General features: G+C 35.5%; 21 protein-coding genes. 12 read left to right on the plus strand and 9 right to left on the minus strand.

Annotated features, from left to right (window positions below):
• Positions 1–2,742: an ATP-binding protein gene (locus MHB39_RS23170; protein WP_342545499.1), complete on the minus strand. Its 2,742-nt coding sequence runs from the start codon at positions 2,740–2,742 to the stop codon at positions 1–3.
• A gap of 184 nt (positions 2,743–2,926) precedes the next feature.
• On the opposite strand from MHB39_RS23170, the gene MHB39_RS23175 reads away from it, so the two are divergent.
• From MHB39_RS23175 to MHB39_RS23205, 7 genes are all read left to right on the plus strand, one after another.
• Positions 2,927–4,117 (plus strand): M14 family metallopeptidase, encoded by a 1,191-nt coding sequence (locus tag MHB39_RS23175; protein WP_342545500.1) that lies wholly within the window; start codon positions 2,927–2,929, stop codon positions 4,115–4,117.
• A gap of 184 nt (positions 4,118–4,301) precedes the next feature.
• Positions 4,302–4,631 (plus strand): PadR family transcriptional regulator, encoded by a 330-nt coding sequence (locus MHB39_RS23180; protein WP_004233468.1) that lies wholly within the window; start codon positions 4,302–4,304, stop codon positions 4,629–4,631.
• The gene (locus MHB39_RS23185; RefSeq protein WP_036077859.1) at positions 4,628–5,035 is read left to right on the plus strand and encodes a permease prefix domain 1-containing protein; all 408 of its coding nucleotides are present in this window, start codon (positions 4,628–4,630) and stop codon (positions 5,033–5,035) included. Before MHB39_RS23180 ends, MHB39_RS23185 begins: the two co-directional genes overlap by 4 nt.
• A 41-nt stretch (positions 5,036–5,076) precedes the next feature.
• Positions 5,077–5,694, plus strand: a complete 618-nt coding sequence (locus tag MHB39_RS23190; protein WP_339280506.1) for a hypothetical protein — start codon at positions 5,077–5,079, stop codon at positions 5,692–5,694.
• 117 nt (positions 5,695–5,811) lie between these two features.
• Positions 5,812–6,219 (plus strand): MarR family transcriptional regulator, encoded by a 408-nt coding sequence (locus MHB39_RS23195; protein ID WP_036077865.1) that lies wholly within the window; start codon positions 5,812–5,814, stop codon positions 6,217–6,219.
• 144 nt (positions 6,220–6,363) lie between these two features.
• Entirely contained in the window at positions 6,364–7,023 is a 660-nt protein-coding gene (locus MHB39_RS23200; RefSeq protein WP_342545501.1) for a hypothetical protein, read from the plus strand.
• Complete coding sequence (locus MHB39_RS23205) at positions 7,020–7,301, plus strand: hypothetical protein (RefSeq protein ID WP_342545503.1); 282 nt, start codon at positions 7,020–7,022, stop codon at positions 7,299–7,301. The genes MHB39_RS23200 and MHB39_RS23205 overlap by 4 nt, the downstream gene beginning before the upstream one ends.
• 94 nt (positions 7,302–7,395) lie before the next feature.
• Here MHB39_RS23205 and MHB39_RS23210 read toward each other — a convergent pair whose 3' ends face one another.
• On the minus strand, positions 7,396–8,475 hold the full coding sequence (locus tag MHB39_RS23210) for an ankyrin repeat domain-containing protein (RefSeq protein WP_342545504.1): 1,080 nt from the start codon (positions 8,473–8,475) through the stop codon (positions 7,396–7,398).
• Between the two features lie 343 nt (positions 8,476–8,818).
• On the opposite strand from MHB39_RS23210, the gene MHB39_RS23215 reads away from it, so the two are divergent.
• The gene (locus MHB39_RS23215) at positions 8,819–10,387 is read left to right on the plus strand and encodes an IS1182 family transposase (protein ID WP_342545505.1); all 1,569 of its coding nucleotides are present in this window, start codon (positions 8,819–8,821) and stop codon (positions 10,385–10,387) included.
• A 127-nt stretch (positions 10,388–10,514) separates the two neighbouring features.
• Here the strand turns inward: MHB39_RS23215 and MHB39_RS23220 are convergent, their stop codons facing one another.
• The 5 genes from MHB39_RS23220 to MHB39_RS23240 form a co-directional block, all read right to left on the minus strand.
• Positions 10,515–11,996 (minus strand): malate:quinone oxidoreductase, encoded by a 1,482-nt coding sequence (locus tag MHB39_RS23220; protein WP_036077872.1) that lies wholly within the window; start codon positions 11,994–11,996, stop codon positions 10,515–10,517.
• A gap of 389 nt (positions 11,997–12,385) precedes the next feature.
• On the minus strand, positions 12,386–13,153 hold the full coding sequence (locus MHB39_RS23225; protein WP_342545506.1) for a nucleotidyltransferase domain-containing protein: 768 nt from the start codon (positions 13,151–13,153) through the stop codon (positions 12,386–12,388).
• A gap of 92 nt (positions 13,154–13,245) precedes the next feature.
• On the minus strand, positions 13,246–14,181 hold the full coding sequence (locus MHB39_RS23230) for a hypothetical protein (RefSeq protein WP_342545507.1): 936 nt from the start codon (positions 14,179–14,181) through the stop codon (positions 13,246–13,248).
• Positions 14,178–14,735: a sigma-70 family RNA polymerase sigma factor gene (locus tag MHB39_RS23235; protein ID WP_342545508.1), complete on the minus strand. Its 558-nt coding sequence runs from the start codon at positions 14,733–14,735 to the stop codon at positions 14,178–14,180. Before MHB39_RS23235 ends, MHB39_RS23230 begins: the two co-directional genes overlap by 4 nt.
• Before the next feature lie 123 nt (positions 14,736–14,858).
• A complete protein-coding gene (locus tag MHB39_RS23240) occupies positions 14,859–15,008 on the minus strand; it encodes a hypothetical protein (protein ID WP_342545509.1) in 150 nt (49 codons plus the stop codon).
• A 155-nt stretch (positions 15,009–15,163) separates the two neighbouring features.
• Between MHB39_RS23240 and MHB39_RS23245 the strand changes: the two genes are divergently transcribed.
• Positions 15,164–15,655 carry a hypothetical protein gene (locus MHB39_RS23245; RefSeq protein WP_342545510.1) on the plus strand — a complete coding sequence of 164 codons (492 nt, stop codon included), beginning with the start codon at positions 15,164–15,166 and terminating at the stop codon, positions 15,653–15,655.
• 63 nt (positions 15,656–15,718) lie between these two features.
• Here the strand turns inward: MHB39_RS23245 and MHB39_RS23250 are convergent, their stop codons facing one another.
• A complete protein-coding gene (locus MHB39_RS23250) occupies positions 15,719–15,994 on the minus strand; it encodes a hypothetical protein (RefSeq protein ID WP_016992268.1) in 276 nt (91 codons plus the stop codon).
• Positions 15,995–16,182: 188 nt separating this feature from the next.
• Positions 16,183–16,389 carry a hypothetical protein gene (locus MHB39_RS23255; RefSeq protein ID WP_016992269.1) on the minus strand — a complete coding sequence of 69 codons (207 nt, stop codon included), beginning with the start codon at positions 16,387–16,389 and terminating at the stop codon, positions 16,183–16,185.
• Between the two features lie 236 nt (positions 16,390–16,625).
• Here MHB39_RS23255 and MHB39_RS23260 point away from each other — a divergent pair, with 236 nt between their 5' ends.
• From MHB39_RS23260 to MHB39_RS23270, 3 genes are read left to right on the plus strand one after another with little or no spacing between them, the layout of a single operon-like run.
• Positions 16,626–17,357 carry a GntR family transcriptional regulator gene (locus tag MHB39_RS23260; RefSeq protein ID WP_036077885.1) on the plus strand — a complete coding sequence of 244 codons (732 nt, stop codon included), beginning with the start codon at positions 16,626–16,628 and terminating at the stop codon, positions 17,355–17,357.
• Positions 17,350–18,891 carry a gluconokinase gene (gene gntK, locus MHB39_RS23265; protein WP_258860012.1) on the plus strand — a complete coding sequence of 514 codons (1,542 nt, stop codon included), beginning with the start codon at positions 17,350–17,352 and terminating at the stop codon, positions 18,889–18,891. The genes MHB39_RS23260 and gntK overlap by 8 nt, the downstream gene beginning before the upstream one ends.
• A 15-nt stretch (positions 18,892–18,906) precedes the next feature.
• A complete protein-coding gene (locus tag MHB39_RS23270) occupies positions 18,907–20,253 on the plus strand; it encodes a GntP family permease (RefSeq protein ID WP_036077888.1) in 1,347 nt (448 codons plus the stop codon).
• Positions 20,254–20,277: the final 24 nt, after the last annotated feature.

The raw sequence follows: 20,277 nt of genomic DNA on the forward strand, positions 1-20,277 counted from the left end.
TTAACTCCCCTTAGAAACCAACCATACTCTTAAAACGGATATTAATTGATCTAAATTCAATGGCTTACTAATATAATCAGATGCACCTGCCTGCAGTGATTTATCACGATCATTTTTCATCGCTTTAGCAGTCAATGCAATGATTGGCAAATCGATACGTTTCATTTGCTGACGAATAATAGTCATCGCTTCATAGCCATCCATATTAGGCATCATTATATCCATTAGAACAAGATCGATATCTGGATTAGCCTGCAAGACCTCTAAACATTCTAGCCCATCTTTGGCAACTAGAATGTGCATGCCTCTTTTTTCTAATGCCGTTTTCAACGCATAAATATTACGGTTATCATCATCAACTATTAAAATATTTTTCCCTTGAAACACCTCAACCTCATGTTGAAGGGCTTCTTCCGTTGCTAATGGCTGCTCTTTTATTTGTTCCTCTTCCACCGTCGTAACAGCCACTTCGTTCATGGCAAGCTTTTGGCAATGCTCCTCTTCAATTCCATTTGGTAGGCTTGGAAGCGTTAACGTAAAGCTACTACCTTGTCCTTCAGTACTTTGTAATGTAATCCAGCCACCAAGTAATTTTGCAAATTCCTTACAAATAGAAAGGCCAAGACCTGTTCCACCATATTTTCGGACCGTAGCTCCATCTGCTTGCTGGAATGATTCAAAAATCAGCTGGTGTTTGTCTTTTGGAATACCTATTCCTGTATCTGAAACAGTAATTTCTAACCAATCCGTACTTATATCCTGCATATTGTTTGTTAGTTGTTGTGGTGCAAGCTGGTTAATATCTAATGTGACAGATCCCTGCTCAGTAAATTTAAAGGCATTCGATAATAAATTCTTTAAGATTTGCTGGAATCTCTTCTCATCCGTATAGAATACATCCACAACATGATCCGCCTTTGAAATATGGAATGCTAAGTTTTTCTTCATCGCAACTGGTGCAAAGGTATGTTCAATTTGCACAGGTACTTCGCTCATATTTACTTCATTAAAAATAATATCAAGCTTCCCTGCCTCAACTTTAGATAAATCTAATATGTCATTGATTAGAGCAAGTAAGTCCTCTCCAGAAGAATGAATAACCTTAGCAAACTCTGCTTCCTCGTCAGTTAGGTTGTGTTGGCTATTCTCTGCTAGCATCTCCGATAGGATTAGTATGCTATTCAAAGGTGTTCTTAATTCATGTGACATATTCGCTAAAAATTCGGATTTGTAATTGGAGTTAAGGATAAGCTGCTCTGCACTTTCTTCTAATTCCTTCTTCGCTTTCTCTAGCTCTCTTGATTTTGACTCTGCCTCCTTCGTGCGCTCTTCAAGCTGCTCATTAATCATTGTCAGCTCTTCCGTCTGCATTTGTAATTCCTCAGATTGTGTCTGAAGCTCTTCTGATTGAACCTGTAATTCCTCAGTCATTGCTCTCGATTCATTCAATAGACGAACAATTTCCATACGCCCTAAAACGCTATTCACTGTTAGCCCAAAGGTTTCAGTGACCTGTCTCACTAATTCTTGCTGTAACTTACTGAACTTAGCCATTGTCGCTATTTCAACAACCGCTATGACTTCATTTTCAAAAATGACAGGAATCAATAAAATATTTTGTGGTCTAATTTCACCTAATCCAGTTTTGATTAAACGATAATCTCGCGGAATATTATCATAGAATAGTACTCTCTTTTCTAATGCACATTGACCGATTAACCCTTGTCCTATTTTGAAACTCTCCATACCAACACAATCATCCGTGTCAGCAAAAGCAGCCTTTTTCACAAACTGTACTTGGTTCTCTGTTACTTCCCGAACATAAAATGCGCCAAGGGATGCTTGGGTTTTCTGTGCGACTTCTGATAGGAAGGTCTCCGCCAATTTGGTAATGGCCGAAATACCTTGATAATTTGTCACGATTTCAGCAACATTGCTTTGTAGCCATTCTCTCTTTTCGACTGACTCTAAGAGTGTATTGGTTGCATTAGCAAGTTCATTCACTTCATCGTTTGTATTGACGTGGATTCTTCTCTTGAAATCACCTTTAGTAGCTGCTATTTCTTGAATTGTTTGTGTTACTTCCGTTATCGTTTTTACAATGGAACGGGATATGCCACTTGCAATGGCAATGGCTATTGTAGAAACTAAAATTAATATCCCAAATAAAGCACTTGTTAATCTACTATTTTGCTTGTCTAACTGTTTTGCCTTCTCCTGTGTATAAGCATTTTCAGTGGCGCGGAATGAATCAAATAATTTGCGCATTTTCTCCATATCCTGACGACCATTATCTACTCTAAAAAAATCATTTAATGCTTCTACATTATTATCCTTTTTAAGTTGAATAGTTGGTTCGCCTGAAGTTGCAATCCAATGTTCAATGGTTTCCTCTATCTCTTTTAATTTGTCCTGCTGAGTTGGTTTACCTTCCATTTGTTGATAGAGCTCATTAAAATCTATTTTCCAATTTTCAGCTGCATTATCATAGGGTTCAAGATAACTTTGCTTACCTGTAATGATGAAAGCACGCTGACTCGATTCCATATCCAATATATATTTTTCAATTTCATTTGTTAAAGTTAGAACATTAGAATCATACTTAATAATAAAATTTCTTTCCTTTTGCAAAGATGTAATTTGATTATTTAATATGACAACTGTCGCAAGTAAGCAAAGAATGATTACGATATAACCTAATGTAATCTTTGAGCGTATACCCATTTTTAATCTATTTAACATTTGGTTTTCCTACCCTTACCTTTCTTTTACTTTAATATTATTACTAGTATACATCTAAAAATAACTCATTTTATTGTCTTTTAGATTCTTAATAAAGAAATTTTGCTGATTTTGTATTAATAAGTCTATGCATTTTTCATATACATTTTATATTGAACCATTTCGAATTAAGGAGAGAAAACATGTGGATATTATCGTAAGGCCAGGAAATTCACTTTGGCATTTCAGTGAGGTATTTAAAATTCCTCTTCAACTCATTTTAGATTCTAATGAAAATATAAATCCCCAATTTTTAAGAGTTGGACAACGGGTCCGTATACCTGGTTTTGTGACCAACAACTATCAAATTAAACAAGGAGACTCTTTTTGGCAGATTGCCCAGAGCCGAAACCTTCCCCTAGTCGCCCTATTGCTTGTTAATCCTGATCTCAATCCAAATCGATTACAAATCGGTCAAATGATTCGCATACCCCAACGTATCACATGGCGTTTAGTTGAAGGTAAGCAAAATTACACGTATACCCATATGATGAACGATCTCAGAAAGCTCCTTGACGCATATCCTTTTCTTCATAGCTCTAACATTGGCAACTCCGTTTTAGGGAAAGAGCTACCTGAGCTGTCAATTGGCCATGGTGCAAAACGTGTACACTATAATGGCTCCTTCCATGCGAACGAATGGATTACTACACCTATTATTCTAACATTTTTAAATGACTATTTGCTCGCCCTCACCAATCAAAGTAGTATTCGTGGAATTTCTCCATTTTCTCTTTATCAGCAAACATTCCTTTCTATTGTACCTATGGTAAATCCTGATGGAGTAGATTTAGTAATACAAGGCCCACCAAATGATGAAGCATTAAGAAATCAACTAATTGCATGGAATAATGATAGCGCTGATTTTTCTGGCTGGAAAGCAAACATTCATGGAATTGATTTAAATGACCAATTCCCTGCCAAATGGGAGCTTGAAAGTGCCCGTAATCCAAAAACCCCAGGGCCAAGAGATTATGGTGGGGAAAGACCATTATCAGAACCTGAAGCCATTGCAATGGCTGATTTGACCAAGCAACGTGATTTTTCAAGAGTATTAGCCTTTCATACACAGGGACGCGTTATCTATTGGGGCTTTGAAAATCTAGAGCCCCCCGAATCAGAGGTTCTTGTAAATGAATTTAGTAGAGTAAGTGGCTATGAGCCCATTCAATCTGCTGGAAGCTATGCTGGTTATAAGGATTGGTTTATTCAGGATTGGCGTAGACCAGGCTTCACCGTTGAATTAGGAAGTGGTACAAATCCTTTGCCAATCAGTCAGTTCGATGACATTTACGAGGAGTCTTTAGGGATTTTCCTTGCTGCATTGTATATGTAAAAAGAATAGACGAACTCCATTCGCTAAGAAATTGTCCTTATGGGCTTTTTAGCGAATGGAGTTTTTTTTATAGGAAGGTCTCATCATCATTGTAAAAAAAGGGGAATAAATTACTTTGACAGGTAGAGTAATGTTTGCTATTATTACTCTGACAGATAGAGCAATAAAATAAAGTAGGTGACTTATGGTTCGCAGTGATATTATCCGAGGACATTTGGATTCGATTATTTTACGGTTAATTTCAGAAAAAGACCGTTATGGCTACGAAATTTCTCAGGAAATAAGTCTCCGTACAAACAATCGGTTTCAAATAAAGGAAGCAACTTTGTATGCTGTTTTTCAACGTCTCGAAAAAAAGGAAATTATTGAAGCCTATTATGGAGATGTCTCACATGGAGGCAAAAGAAAGTATTACCGTATTACCTCATTAGGTAAGGCCTATTTAAATGAGCTAGTGAAAGAATGGTCGGAAGTAAAGGAAATAATCGATTTATTTATGGAGGGCTTAGAATGAAAAGAATAAAAAACCATATTGATGAGCTTTTTAAAGACATTCCTCGAAATAACGAAACGGAAATGGTTAAACAAGAAATCATTGAAAATCTTGAAGAAAAGGTATTTTACTTGATGGACCAAGGTAAAGAACAAGAGGATGCCATTAATAAAGCCATCGTAGAATTCGGAGATATTGAAGACTTAAAGCACGAATTGGGTGTTAAAGAGCCAGCAAAGAAAAACATGGCCAAATTAAACTTAGAGTTCTCGATTTGGGGTAGTGCCTTAATCATTGCATTTTTTATTTTTATTAATCTTTATTACACACCACACACTATTTGGGCGATCTATCCGATTTTCGCAATACTTTGGTGGCCTTTATCAATGTACTTTGTGTGGTCCCGTAAGAAATGGGGTGAATGAACATGAGGAACTTTATTAACTTTTCTATAGCAGGGAGCTTGATGACAATGGTTTTTTTAGGAATTGTTAATTATACGACATCTCCTCAAACAATGTGGTTTGTATATCCATGCTTATTGCTACTACTTTGGCCCATTACTTTATTCTTTATGGCTAAAAAATTGTATAAACAATACTCCATTGTTTGTAGTGCCTTGATTATTGCGTTTCTAATAATTGAAAATTATATTTACGCACCCAATCATTTATGGTTTGTCTACGCTATTTATCCAATTATCTGGTGGCCCATCCTTATGTATTTAGATGAAAAGGCTAAAACGTTAAAAACAGCACTAATTGGGTGTGCTTCTACAATCATCTATTACACTATACTGAATATAATTGTATCTCCTCAATACCCTTGGGCAATCTATCCTGCCTTTTTAGTGATATGGTGGCCTCTAGCTTTATATCACGCGCAACGAAAAACCTTTGTAGCATTCTCCGTTACAGCTACGATACTAATTAGTATCTTTTTCATTACCGTAAATGTAGTTTCTTCACCAAGCGTTATATGGGCGATCTACCCTATTTTTATTACACTATGGTGGCCTCTAAGTATGTATTTTTATGTATATAAAAGAAGAATGTATCATGCTACCTTTGCGAAACGCATGTAAGAAGGTTTAGTATGTAAAACAATAAAAAATTCATTCAATAAAATAATTCTACACTTGGTACCATTCATTTAATTGCTATATAATTTAATTATTAAATATTTTAGCGGACGTGATTATATGGCAGAAAACCTAGACAATGTAGAAATTATTATGAAAGAAATGCTAGAAATACAGCAGAAATCGAAAATGTTTGTTGATCTTTTATCTGAAGGAGAAGCGTTATCACAAAACCAATTAATATTGCTTCTTCAGCTAAAAATAAATAATGGGATGAAGGCAACAGAAATTGCTGAATTCTTTAGTGTAACACCCGGAGCTGTAACTTCCATGTGTGATAAACTGGAAAAACTAGGACTCATACAACGAATTAGAGAAAATAATGATCGACGTGTGGTCAAAATGGCTTTAACCAATACTGGTGACATGAAGGTCCAAGAAATCTTTTTAAAGTTTTCTCAGGATAAACTCATAGACATGGCTAACATCTTACGCGAAGTAAATCAATTAATGAATAAAATTTTTTAGGATTTCAATTTGCTGAAATCCTTTTTTTATTGCTCATTTTTAGGCAATGTTTGTTCTTGACAAATAGAAGTCACATATAATTTAATTAATATATATTTTAATAATTAAATTATATATTAATTAAATTATAATGAGGTGACTTTTATGTTTCAAAAACTCCGAACCCTTACACTAACAAATGGCACGATTAAACATTTGGAAGCTGATTATGAACAATTAAACATTCGAGGAGCTGTATCGTTACATAAAGAATTACACTTAAAAAAAGTATCTACTCATGGCCATAGCTCCTTCTATTATCCAGTTACAGCACAAATATTTAATAGCTCTGGCTCGTGTAAATTAAAGGATGATTGCCAAATCGGAGAACTTACAAATGCCGGGAATATTAAAATACGTAATGGTTTTATCCAAAAAATCAATAGTTCTGGAAAGCTAATGGTTGAGGAGAAATTACAGAGCGAGCAAATTGATGCCATTGGGATAGTCAAGGCTGTGGAAATAACCGCTCATCACTTTCATTTGAAGTTATCGGGAGAGAGCAAAATTGACAGGTTAAGGGCTGAAAATGTGGTAATAGAAAAGGATAGGATAACCCTTCTTCCATTATTTAAGAAAATATTACGTTGTCACACTGTAAGTGGAAAACACCTACAATTATCTAATACAAATGCAGAGTTTGTGGAAGGAGAAGTTGTCCATGTTGGGGAAAATAGTGTGATCAGGTCACTTTACTATACGGATGATTATTCGATAGCTGCCAGTTCAAAGGTGCATCATATTATACGGAGGGAAAAAGAATGATACTTCTAAAAATGCTAAAGACCTTTTTTTGCTCATTAGCTTTAGTGGTATTATCTGTACTTTACGTTGGATTACTTTTAAGCGCTGGCTTATCCATACTCGCTGGCTTTTTACGAACATTTGGAGTCGATCAAATTAAAATGGGTATTTGGTATGGCGTAGACCTTCCTGTTATGTTTATCATCCCCTTTGCCCTGTTAGTAGCACTACTGTTGTTCTTTTGTGCCACATATATTAAACGTTCTATTGTTTTTTGTTTGTCAATTATTCGTATATAGAGCAATAAAAAGTAAGCATATTTTCTGGATAGAATATGCTTACTCTCATCGACTTTTAAATTGAATAGCAGGAAGGCTCATTTAATAAGCATCGCTAAAGCTCTCCTTCAAGAAAACGGATAAGGTATATTTCAGGTCTAGCAATAAATTCTTTAAAACTACATAAATTAGCATACTCCTCATGCTCCACATCATAGCACCCTATTTGGCCCTCTCCTTTTGGGTTCCAGGCTATATGCAAATCAGAGTAATTGTCGATATTTGCAGAAAGAAGGAGGAGCTTTCTATGACCTAGCTTCATCTCAATTGTATCGGTTAGTTGGAAAAAATCGATATAGTGAATGTCGTAATCATTTGGTGCAAGCTCTAGATGCAATCGATCTCCTGTCAGAAAATTAACCAATTCATCTGGTAACTTGTATTTTTTCAATCTCTCTTTTTTGTTTTCAATAGTATGAAGTTCTATAGGTTCTAGAGCCTTTAAATAATTTGCTAGTTCCCTATTTTTCATACGTACTGCAATTGTATAAGCTCTCTCACCATCTTTCTCCGCTAAAGTGACGTTTGCCCCTCGTTCAATCAAATACTTCACCATAGCTATATTACCCATTCGTGCTGCAACTGTTAATGGAGTTGCTCCATAGGGATAGACCATATCAGGCTTTTGGTAGTTAATATCTACTCCGTGATCAAGTAAAAAAGTGACTGTTTTCATGTCGAAATTCGACACAGCCTGACGCAATACAGCACCTCCATGCTGCTTTATATCAAGCCCAAGTTCTTGAATAAGAGGGATATTTCTTTTATTGCCAAAGTAAGCCTGAGAATAGGCCCCAGATCCAACTTGATTATAGCCATCTAATTTCGCTCCTTGTTCAACAAGGTAACGTACTATTTCCTCATTACAATATCGAACAGCTCTTAAAAATGCAGGATTTTTTTCAACATTTAAATTGACCCCATCTTCAACTAATAATTTTACTACATCAAATCTTTGTGTAATCAATGCTAAATCCAACGGGCTTAATGATGTATGCTGATTTAAACATATCTTTTCTTCAATATTCCAGCCTTTATCCCTCGCAGCCTGCAAAGCATTGACATTACCAGTATAGATATACATTGCAAGCTCTGGTAGTTCTGGAAATGTTCCAATACCTTGTAGCTTAATCATCTATAGATTTGCTCCCTTCTTATTTTTATACAAAGTATAGAAAACTACCGTTTATATAACAATGGTACATAGAGCTATAGTGTTATAAAATACAGGGCAAGATTTATATTAAATTTGTTGGTTCTTTTATTAAAAAGAAGACAATTGAATTAAAAATTTCCCAGGAAAGAATTTATTCAAATTAAAAAGAGGGGCTGGGACAAAACCCATCTCTAAACTAAAAAGCCGGTGAAATTTTACGATCAGTAAAATTTCATCGGCTTTCAATTTTTTCATAAAAATAAGGACCACTTCTGATAAAATTAAGTCACCACAACCAAATTATACAGAAAGAAGGATCCTTATGTTTAAAGATTATAACATGAATCAATTAGTTTTGCCTTTAGATTTAGAAGTAAAATTACAAAAGAATGATATTGCCTTCCATGTCCATCATTTAGTCGAAAGTATCCCGCCTGAAGCGTTTGAACCATTCCTTCGAAATGAGGGCTGCCCTGCCTACCATCCACGCATGATGCTTAAAATTATCTTATGCGCCTACACGCAATCTGTCTTTTCTGGTCGTAAAATTGAAGCGCTTTTAAAAGACAGTATTCGGATGATGTGGCTAGCTCAAGGGCATGAACCAACCTACCGCACAATCAACCGATTCCGTGTCCAACCAGACGTAAAAGAGTTAATTCGTCAATGCTTCGTTCAATTCCGCTGCCAGTTGGTACAAGGGGGATTAATTAACCAGGAAGCTATTTTTATTGATGGAACAAAGATTGAAGCGAATGCGAACAAGTTTACATTCGTGTGGAAAAAGTCGATTGAAAAATATCATAACGGACTAATTGAAAAGTCAAACCAGCTATACGATGAGCTGCTTGAAAAAGAAATCATGCCAGAAATTGAACGGGAAAATGAAAATGAATTAGCATTGGAAGACCTCGCTCGAATGGTTGAAAAAGTAGATGAAGTGATTTCTGAATATGATCGAAAAATTGAGGATTCATCAGATGTAGCAGAGCGAAAGGCTTTAAGAACGGAACGGAAATTCCCAAAGCAAGCTCGGAAAAAATTAATCGACTATATTGAACGCAAACTAAAATATCAAAGAGACTTCGAAATCTTTGACGAACGAAATAGTTATTCGAAAACAGACCCGGATGCGACATTTATGCGTATGAAAGATGACTATATGAAAAATGGTCAATTGAAGGCAGGTTATAACATACAAGTGGCAACAGAAGGTCAGTATGCGCTTGCCTACAGCATTTTTCCGAACCCAACAGATACACGTACATTAATCCCATTTTTAGATGAAATCGAACAACGTTATTTTAAGTTACCCAAACACATTGTCGCAGATGCCGGATATGGCAGTGAACAAAATTATGATGATATCCTTTCGAATCGTAAGAGAGAAGCCTTAATCACGTACAATATGTATTTAAAAGAACAGAAGAAAAAGCATAAGCACAACGAATTCAATACAGCGAACTGGGATTATGATAAAGAACATGATCGATACACTTGCCCAAACCAACAACAGCTTGTATTTAAATATCGTACCACGAAAACGGATCAATATGATTTCAAGCGTGAGTTTAAGATATACGAATGTGAAGACTGTTCCGGATGCCCTCTCCGTTCATCGTGTACAAAAGCAAAAGAAGGAAATAATCGTAAGATAATGGTGAATGAGAAGTGGGAAGAACAAAAAGAATATGTGCGAGCAAAGCTTTCAGAAGAAAAAACAAGTACCATTTATCGTCAACGTAAAATTGACGTGGAACCAGTTTTTGGATTCTTGAAGGCTAATTTGCGTTTCACCCGATTTTCTGTACGAGGAAAATCGAAGGTTGAAAACGAGATGGGCCTCGCATTAATGGCCGTGAATTTAAGAAAATTCACAGCCATTAGCTAAGATCTATAGGAAGACTACATAAAAAATAGAGAAATCCGAATTTGAATTCATTCAAATTCGGATTTCTCACTAATTGAAGCTAGTTATGTCCCAGCCTCTCTTTCTTAAACAATTACATGACTTACTATTATTTTAAGCCAAGTGCTTTATCTGTTGTTGCATTTATTTCTTTTAGAAGCTCAGGGTTTTCTGCTAATGATAGACCATAAGATGGAATCATTTCTTTAATTTTCGGTTCCCACTCCTTGATATGTTGAGGGAAACATTTATTAAGAACCTCAAGCATAACATGTACAGCCGTAGATGCACCTGGTGAAGCTCCTAGTAAAGCTGCAATCGAGCCATCAGAAGCACTTACAACTTCTGTACCGAATTGAAGTGTTCCTTTACCACCAGCTTCTGTATCTTTAATTACTTGTACACGTTGACCAGCTACGATAATATCCCAATCATCACTTTTTGCATTTGGAATGAACTCACGTAACTCTTCCATACGTTGTTCTTTTGAAAGCATAAGCTGTTGAATTAAATACTTTGTTAAGCCCATCTCTTTCACGCCCGCAGCTAATAAAGTTGTGATATTATGCGGTTTAACAGAAGCAAATAAATCCATATTTGAGCCTGTTTTTAAGAACTTAGGTGAGAAACCTGCGAATGGTCCAAATAGTAGTGATTTTTTATTATCAATATAACGTGTATCAAGATGCGGTACTGACATTGGTGGAGCACCAACTTTTGCTTTTCCATACACTTTTGCATGATGTTGTTCAGCTACTTCTGGATTATTACATTGTAAGAATAGACCACTAATTGGGAATCCACCAATATGTTTCCCTTCAGGAATACCAGATTTTTGTAGTAATTCTAGGCTTCCTCCACCAGCTCCAAGGAAGACAAATTTTGCTGAATGATATTCCATTTTACAGCCGTCTAAATCGTGCACGCGTACTTCCCATGTACCATCACTAGCTTGTTTTAAACTTTCAACACTATGATTGTAGTTAACATCTACATCTTTTGCTTTTAAGTGATCAATTAACATACGTGTTAAAGCACCAAAGTTAACATCTGTACCAGTGTCAATTTTCGTTGCAGCAATGTCTTCACCTGCAGGACGATTTTCCATGATAAGTGGAATCCATTTTTTTAGAGTTTCAGGGTCATTAGAAAATTCCATTCCTTCAAATAAAGGATTTTTTGTCATCGTTTCATGACGTTTCTTTAGAAACTCAACATTTTCTTTCCCCTGTACTAAACTCATATGTGGTAAAGGCATAATGAAGTCTTGTGGATTATTGATCAGCTTATTGTTTACAAGATACGACCAAAACTGTCTTGAAACATGGAACTGTTCATTAACATTAATCGCTTTTTTGATATCAATTGATCCGTCTTTTTTCTCTGATGTGTAGTTCAGCTCACATAATGCAGCATGTCCAGTTCCCGCATTGTTTAATTCGTGAGAACTTTCTTCGCCCGCTTTTTCAAGCTTTTCAAACACTGTAATTTTCCAATCTGGTGCTAATTCTTTGAGTAATGTTCCCAAAGTTGCACTCATGATTCCGGCACCAATTAAGATAACATCTGATTTAATTTGTCTGTTACTCATTTTTACCTTCCTTATATATTAAGATTTGCAGAAAGGATGTAAGCACTCCCGCTTTAGAAGTACTGTAGCCATGGAGCAACCTCGGAGCACACCATTTCTGTATCAATTATTACCTTATTGCAGTTTATCACAATTAGTTCAAGAATAAAATATCAACTATTTATATGAGAGTTATCAGCTTTTTTCGAGCCTTTCCAATCATAATTCAAGCAAAAAAATGACTTTTTGTTCTAGATAAAATTTGAATTATTTAAGCTTATTGGAATAATCGGCCTAAAAATGGTTGACATTTTCATAAAAAATAGGTTCTTTTTATTATTATATCTGTATAATAACATGCAAATATGAAGCTCGTCTTGTATTTGAACTAACTTTCCTTTCCCCAAAGATTAACTATCGATTGGGGATTTTATATGCCAGCCATCTATATGAAAACCGCCCATTTGTATGAACACATACTCCACTACTGCTTCATATAACGCCATCATCTTTTCAGCATTATCCTCTTGCATTGCTCTCATAAAAATTTCTCTAAAGTCCTCATCTGGAAATGCTGACTTACTATATTTTTGTAAGTAAATTGGATCTTCAAGATAGGCATAGATTTGATAAAAGGGTATCGTTTCTAGATTTAAAAACTGACAGTATGCCAAAAATAAATTGGCTAATGAGTTATGGTAGGTAAAGGAAAAGTCCATTCTATCATGCTCATAACAATCCTTTAAATTATCTAGTGCATCCCATAATTCATATTTTTTTAATTCTAAGACCGTTTTATTCATTGTGTTATATTTTTCTTTTAGCCATTCCCCTGCTTCAAATTTTAAATCTTTTACTATTCCAGTATAATCAAATATAATTCTACCTGTTTTAAATTGGACCATCGACATGGTTCTTCTTTTTTTAAAATCATCTTGGAAATACCCACGAATTTGACTTGGTGGATTTGCAAAGTATTCAATTAAAAAACCATCAATAACACGATTCCCTCTTTCCCTCCACCCCACATTATCCGCCAAAATAATATGGACATCGATATCAGAGCGCTTGGAAGGATTTCCAGTAATATAGCTCCCACATACGAGTGCTCCTACAACTTCCTCTTTATCTTGCCATTCTTTCAGGAATATTTCTAAGGCTATATTCCATTTTGCCATTGATCATTCACTCCCTTTTTAATTGATTTATTTCTACAATACTATTGAAAAAACAGAAAACCTTTAATACGTTTTCTGTTTTTATCTACTTCTTATTTAATTTCTTTAACAGTTAATTTCTTTTGGCTAACTTCATAAGTTACTACTACATTTTTAATAATCGCCGTATCATCATAGGAGAGACTAGCTTCAAATTCTATTGTAGCATCACCCTTCCATCTAAGATGATCCACATAGCTATAGTTTTCATGATCTGTTCGAATCCAAGTATCCATCCCTTGCTCAGCACCATATTTAACCCTTGAAGATTCTACTAACTCTGGGCTTACCATTCGCTCTTCCACATTGATGACTTCAACAAATTCACTTTTATTAGAATTCGTAACAATAGCAATTAATTTATGATCAGGTGAAGGGATAATTTCTTTTATATACATTGATGGACTGGAGAAGCTAGAATATGCCTCTAGCACATCGTCTTTTATCCGCCAAAGAACATTTTGACTGCCGTAATCAGAATAATTATTGAATAAAGTAAAGAAGACGCTCCCATCTGCTAATTTATATACATCCTGACTTTCAAAGCTCCCTGATAAAATATCTACTGCAAAAATAGCCGCATTTGCAATTTTTTCGTTATCACTTTGTATAAATGGCTGAATAGCCTTTAACGCCTTATTTCTCAACTTTTCATCATTATAGCTCTCTACTAGTCTATTTATGGCAATATAGATATACTCCTCTTTGTCACTATCTAGAGCTTTTAGAAATTTATCTGCATCATATTGTGTAGCTGGCATTAATTCCATATCCTCTGTTGATAAATAACGAATATAAAGCTCATTATTTTGATGTTTATAGTAAGCTGCTGCTATTGTGGCAGTAGAAATTGAGCTTACGATCATCATACCTATTACCATAGCGAGCCATTTTTTAGAAAAACTTTTTTTCTTTTCTCCATAGTTGGCTGCTTCAATTAATTCTTCCTCTATTAAGCCAATTTCACGATACAACTCCTCTTTTTTCATATATATAACCCCTCGCTTTTCAAATAAAATCTTAGTTTATTACGTGTCCTAAATAAATTCGACTTTACTTTACTACTACTCATTTGAAAGTGTAAGGAAATATCTTTTATTGAAGAGGAGTACCAATATCGCTGAATAAATATATTTCTAGATTGTTCATCTAAGGTATATAAAAATTGGCTAATGTATTGAGCAAGTTCACCCGCTTCATAGGATGTTTCTACCGTATGAGAAGAAGCTAGACATTCTTTCAGCTCTGTGAGAATGACCTCAAACTCATTATTTCTTTTTTTGGCTGTATTATAGCTATGCTTATCAAGTGCAATATTTCGTATGATTCTCCCTAAAAAAATAGATAGTTTTCTTGGTATTTGTGGAGGGATTGTGTTCCATGCAGCTAGGTAGGCATCATTTTCACATTCTTCAACATCCCTCAAATTTGCCAAGATTCTTCTTGCTATTACTCTACAGTATGCTCCATATTTTTTTCTGGTTTCCAAAATAGCCTGCTGTGAGCGTTGTATATATAAAGCAACTATTTTTTCATCGTCCATTTGCATTTTCTCCTTTTATGTACTCTTACTTATAAAGTAGATAATCCAAACAATTGGTTGCATGTTATGGCAAAAATTCTGCTAATGAAAAAACCGCACTCTTTAGGTACGGTTCTCCACATTTCAAAATAAATTAGATAAAAATGTTTGTATTGATGTAGGTAATAGCTGAAAGAATAATCCTTTATATTTAATATCCAGTATACCAGCGATGACAATAACAACGAAAACTAACAATAGAAAGATTTTCTTATTTTTAGCAATCCAATTCAATAGCTGCCACTCCTCTGACATAATAGTAAGCATGTTAAGTATAAGTTGATTGCTATCAAATAGCATCCTATTAATTGTCTGTCACCTTATTTTACAATGCTACATAAATTAAAATGATACGCTAAAAACGAGAAATATGTAAGAAGGGAATGGCTATGGTCAATTTTAAATCTTTTCGAGGTGTCATCACTCAAATCAGTGATTTTCCTGTTGGGCAAAACGGAGATAAGAGCGGTTGTTATAAAATGATGACCTTAGAAGATGGTGCTGGAGGGATCGTCAATTTTATTATTTCTCCCTCCACCTATTTTGTTAATCGTGAAATTGTAACAACTGGTGAATGGGTAACAGGATATTATGATGGAGATGCGCCTGTTCCAATGATTTACCCGCCACAATATCGTGCTTTAATTATTGTCAAAGAAAGCAATTATCAAAATGTAAAAGTAGATTTCTTTAATCAACAATTACTGAGTAGTGATGGACAATTACAATTAAACCTTTCTCCTACTACGATTATTTCACTTAAAAATGGGCAGCCTTTTTCCAATAGTCCTGCCAATCGAAACCTCATTGTTGTTTATGGCCCTACCACTAGGAGTATTCCTGCTCAAGCCACTCCCTATGAAATCATTGTTTGGTGTTAATTTAATCAATTTGAACAACGGCTTAAGCCTCACTACGTGAATTTAAGCCGTTGTTGACTGTTATTATTTATTCATATCATTTTTCATTTCATGTAATTGTTGTTTAATCTGCTCTAGATTTTCCTTATTTTGCTGAACAGTATCCAAATGTTCACCATATTGTTCTGCATTGAAACGTGCATTTTCAGCATGCTTAATCTGATTAAATGCATGTTCTATTGCTATTTCCTCTGGATGTGACTTTGCATGCTTTAATAGACGATCCGCCTTTTGCACAGAGTTACTAAACAATGTGCTAGGATGATCCTGCTTCCAACTTGTATCGGAGTGCTTAGCCAATGTATATATCTCCCTTCATAAAAAAGTTTTCATTGTTCTAGATGTAGTATTAAGAAATGCTTTGAAAATATGTATGGAAGAAAATAACGTGAAGTTGCTAAACACAATATTTCCCAGGCTATATTCAAAGAACTAAGGCTCATGCCTTAGTCCTCCTCTCAATGTAATGAATAGTTGTCAAATATAAATTAGTGCCATGCAGTCCTCTCACTGACTGGTTGCTTGATATCTGTTTTTCCTTGTGTTTCAGCAAAGTTATTGATTTGTGCTGAAGATGAATCAAGCTCAAATTCAGTACCAAACTCCTCACGATGAAGTGTCTGACGCTGTTGATTTGTTTTATTTGCACTTTTCGTATCATTTGATTTGTTACGATTTGTATTCATATTTGACATAACCATCCTTCATCGATTATTTGAAAAGCTTTAAAACCTTGTATATGTTTTATGAACTTTTCATTCTAAAGTTTGTCCAAGGAGGAAAAAAGAATGTGCATTAATTATTTTATTTAGCTAAGTATAAAGTTGAGGCTTTTTCAATTTTTGATTGTTAGTAAGTCGCTTGCAATCTTATTTTCTTTCTGACTATAATACTTGTATACAAGTATACTCCAAATAAAAAAGGTGATAGTATGAGCGAATATAATGATTATTTATATCCACAAAAGTGGCTTTCTAAGGCTTCAACAGGTGATCGCGTAGCATATGAACTTAGAATGCGTATTATTTCAGGTTTAATTGAAAGCGGTACCATTCTTTCAGAAAACAAACTAGCAGCTGATTTTGAAGTAAGTCGTTCACCCATTCGTGAAGCCTTAAGAATTTTAGCTTCTGAAAATATCATTCGATTAGAAAAAATGGGTGCTGTTGTCATCGGTTTATCAGAAAAAGAAATAGAGGAAATTTATGATGTTCGCTTGCTTATTGAAACATTCGTATTTGAACGTCTGATTAAAATGGATACAACAAACTTAGCACTGGAGCTTAGCAAAACGTTAGAAATGATGAAAGTTGCCATTAAATACAATGATGCGGATGAATTTTCCTATCAGGATGTTATGTTCCACGAGACTATTATTCGTTCTATTGGGCATTCCTATATCACCATGATTTGGAATAATTTAAAGCCAGTAATGGAAGGCTTGATTTTGCTATCTATGCGCATGCGCTTCAAAGAAAAATATGAGGATTTTACTCGCATTGTGAAAAATCACGAACTATATATTGATGCTATTAGAGCAAAAGACCGAGAGCTCATGATTAAATCCCTTCATGAAAATTTTGATGATGTTCAAGGCAAAGTAGAAGATTTATGGCGGTCACAGCAAATGCTATCTAAAGGGGTTGAGCCACAAAATGACTAACTATATGTTAGGTGTTGATATAGGGACTACTAGCACAAAAGCAGTTTTATTTAGTGAACATGGGAAGGTTATTCAACAAGAAAATATCGGGTATCCATTATATACACCGGATATTTCGACAGCAGAACAAAATCCAGAAGAAATCTTTCAAGCTGTACTGCAAGCCATTTCTAACATTATGAAAGTCCATTCAGATAAATCATTATTATTTGTGTCCTTTAGTAGTGCTATGCATAGTGTAATCGCCATAGACGAAAATGATCTACCGTTAACACCCGTTATTACATGGGCTGATAATCGTAGTGAAGCATGGGCACATAAAATTAAAGATGACTGGAATGGTCATGAAATTTATAAAAGAACAGGTACACCTATTCATCCAATGTCACCACTAAGCAAAATTACTTGGCTTGTGCATGAACATCCTGAAATCGCCCGCAAAACAAAGAAATATATCGGTATTAAAGAATACATTTTTAAAAAGTTTTTTGATCAATATGTCGTCGATTATTCATTAGCTTCGTGTATGGGTATGATGAATCTCCACACATTAGATTGGGACGAAGAAGCTTTAGCTGTTGCAGGTATTACAAAAGCACAATTATCAACACTCGTACCAACAACTCAACTATTTTTGAATTGTAATGACCTTTTAGCTAAACAAATTGGTATTGACCCACACACACCTTTTGTCATTGGTGCAAGTGATGGCGTGCTCTCTAATCTAGGTGTGAACGCCATTCGTGAAGGTGAAATTGCTGTCACTATTGGGACAAGCGGTGCTATTCGCACTATTATTGATAAGCCTAAAACTGATGTGAAAGGTAGAATTTTCTGCTATGCCTTAACAGAGAATCATTGGGTTATTGGTGGACCCGTAAACAATGGCGGTATGGTGCTTCGCTGGATTCGAGATGAATTTGCGTCATCCGAAATTGAAACAGCCAAGAGACTAGGGATTGATCCATATGAAGTATTGACCAAAATTGCGGAACGTGTAAGACCGGGTGCTGATGGACTGCTATTCCATCCTTATTTATCAGGTGAACGTGCACCTTTATGGAATCCAGATGTGCGCGGTTCATTTTTTGGTTTAACCATGTCTCATAAAAAAGAACATATGATACGAGCGGCACTGGAAGGGGTTATCTACAATTTATATACGGTCTATTTAGCATTATTGGAATGCATGGAAAGCCCCGTCACTCGTATTCAGGCAACAGGTGGTTTTTCACGCTCTGAGATTTGGAGACAAATGATGGCGGATATTTTTGAATCCGAAGTGGTAGTTCCTGAAAGCTATGAAAGCTCCTGTCTTGGCGCTTGTATTTTAGGCTTATATGCTATGGGAAAAATCGATTCCTTTGACGTGGTCGCTGACATGGTTGGTGACACTTATAAACATACGCCAATTGAAGAGGCGGCCAAAGAATATAGACAGCTGCTCCCAATTTTCATTCGTTTATCTAGAGTATTAGCAGACGACTATGCGTCAATTGCTCAGTATCAAAGGAGCTTAATTAAGCCCGACTAAAGAGGAGGAGAATACATGCCATTAGTTATTGTAGGTATTGGTATTATTGCGCTGTTAATTTTAATAATGGGCTTTAAATTAAATACGTTTATTTCATTAATTATTGTTTCATTCGGTGTGGCATTAGCTCTTGGGATGCCTTTAGATGTCATCGTAAAAACGATTGAAGCAGGGTTAGGCGGAACATTAGGCCACTTGGCATTAATATTTGGTCTTGGTGCGATGCTAGGAAAATTAATTGCCGATTCTGGGGGTGCACAGCGTATTGCCATGACCCTTGTGAATAAATTTGGAGAAAAGAACATTCAATGGGCAGTTGTAGCAGCATCCTTTATTATCGGTATCGCCCTTTTCTTTGAAGTAGGTCTTGTGCTATTAATTCCAATTGTCTTCGCTATTTCAAGACAATTAAAGGTTTCTATTTTATATTTAGGAATTCCAATGACCGCAGCATTATCTGTCACACATGGATTTTTGCCACCACACCCAGGACCAACCGTTATCGCTGGTGAATTTGGGGCAAATATTGGTGAGGTGCTGCTTTATGGCTTTATCATCGCCATTCCAACTGTTATTTTAGCAGGGCCTTTATTTACAAAAGTAGCGAAAAAATTAGTGCCTGAATCATTCAACAAAACTGGAAACATTGCCTCTCTAGGTGAACAAAAAACATTTGAACTAGAGGACACACCGAGTTTTGGAATAAGTGTTTTCACTGCACTATTACCCGTTATTTTAATGTCCATTGCTACTATTATTACACTGTTGCAAAAAACAATTGGCTTTGATGATAATGGCTTCTTAGCAGGTATCCGCTTCATCGGTGAAGCTGGTACATCCATGTTAATTTCCCTATTAGTTGCCGTCTATACAATGGGTATTGCAAGGAAAATCCCTATTAAGCAAGTAATGGAATCATGTACGACAGCAATCTCCCATATCGGTATGATGCTCTTAATTATTGGGGGCGGTGGCGCCTTCAAACAAGTATTAATCGATGGTGGTGTTGGTGATTATGTAGCTGAACTCTTCCATGGAACTACCTTATCGCCAATTTTACTAGCATGGATTATTGCCGCTATTTTACGTATTTCATTAGGGTCAGCTACAGTTGCTGCTTTAACAACAGCTGGGCTAGTCATCCCAATGTTAGGTCAGAGTGATGTGAATCTTGCTTTAGTCGTACTGGCAACAGGTGCAGGAAGCTTAATTGCTTCACATGTCAATGATGCTGGTTTCTGGATGTTTAAGGAGTATTTTGGATTAAGCATGAAGGAAACATTTGCTACATGGACCTTGTTAGAAACAATTGTATCTGTAGCTGGTTTAGGATTTATTTTATTACTAAGTTTATTTGTTTAAAAAAGTTAAAAAGGAGCAAGCACA

Source organism: Lysinibacillus sp. FSL K6-4013, from assembly GCF_038630435.1.
GTDB classification, from domain to species: Bacteria; Bacillota; Bacilli; order Bacillales_A; family Planococcaceae; genus Lysinibacillus; species Lysinibacillus boronitolerans.

What these genes read in the sequence shown, in the direction of transcription:
- MHB39_RS23190 (WP_339280506.1), top strand. Translation starts at nt 5,077, where the DNA reads ATGACAATGGTTTTTTTAGGAATTGTTAATTATACGACATCTCCTCAA.
- MHB39_RS23205 (WP_342545503.1), top strand. Translation starts at nt 7,020, where the DNA reads ATGATACTTCTAAAAATGCTAAAGACCTTTTTTTGCTCATTAGCTTTA.
- MHB39_RS23225 (WP_342545506.1), bottom strand. Translation starts at nt 13,153, where the DNA reads ATGGCAAAATGGAATATAGCCTTAGAAATATTCCTGAAAGAATGGCAA.
- MHB39_RS23260 (WP_036077885.1), top strand. Translation starts at nt 16,626, where the DNA reads ATGAGCGAATATAATGATTATTTATATCCACAAAAGTGGCTTTCTAAG.
- MHB39_RS23235 (WP_342545508.1), bottom strand. Translation starts at nt 14,735, where the DNA reads ATGGACGATGAAAAAATAGTTGCTTTATATATACAACGCTCACAGCAG.
- MHB39_RS23245 (WP_342545510.1), top strand. Translation starts at nt 15,164, where the DNA reads ATGGTCAATTTTAAATCTTTTCGAGGTGTCATCACTCAAATCAGTGAT.
- MHB39_RS23185 (WP_036077859.1), top strand. Translation starts at nt 4,628, where the DNA reads ATGAAAAGAATAAAAAACCATATTGATGAGCTTTTTAAAGACATTCCT.
- MHB39_RS23210 (WP_342545504.1), bottom strand. Translation starts at nt 8,475, where the DNA reads ATGATTAAGCTACAAGGTATTGGAACATTTCCAGAACTACCAGAGCTT.
- MHB39_RS23215 (WP_342545505.1), top strand. Translation starts at nt 8,819, where the DNA reads ATGTTTAAAGATTATAACATGAATCAATTAGTTTTGCCTTTAGATTTA.
- MHB39_RS23200 (WP_342545501.1), top strand. Translation starts at nt 6,364, where the DNA reads ATGTTTCAAAAACTCCGAACCCTTACACTAACAAATGGCACGATTAAA.
- MHB39_RS23180 (WP_004233468.1), top strand. Translation starts at nt 4,302, where the DNA reads ATGGTTCGCAGTGATATTATCCGAGGACATTTGGATTCGATTATTTTA.
- MHB39_RS23270 (WP_036077888.1), top strand. Translation starts at nt 18,907, where the DNA reads ATGCCATTAGTTATTGTAGGTATTGGTATTATTGCGCTGTTAATTTTA.
- MHB39_RS23230 (WP_342545507.1), bottom strand. Translation starts at nt 14,181, where the DNA reads ATGAAAAAAGAGGAGTTGTATCGTGAAATTGGCTTAATAGAGGAAGAA.
- MHB39_RS23170 (WP_342545499.1), bottom strand. Translation starts at nt 2,742, where the DNA reads ATGTTAAATAGATTAAAAATGGGTATACGCTCAAAGATTACATTAGGT.
- MHB39_RS23220 (WP_036077872.1), bottom strand. Translation starts at nt 11,996, where the DNA reads ATGAGTAACAGACAAATTAAATCAGATGTTATCTTAATTGGTGCCGGA.
- gntK (WP_258860012.1), top strand. Translation starts at nt 17,350, where the DNA reads ATGACTAACTATATGTTAGGTGTTGATATAGGGACTACTAGCACAAAA.
- MHB39_RS23255 (WP_016992269.1), bottom strand. Translation starts at nt 16,389, where the DNA reads ATGTCAAATATGAATACAAATCGTAACAAATCAAATGATACGAAAAGT.
- MHB39_RS23195 (WP_036077865.1), top strand. Translation starts at nt 5,812, where the DNA reads ATGGCAGAAAACCTAGACAATGTAGAAATTATTATGAAAGAAATGCTA.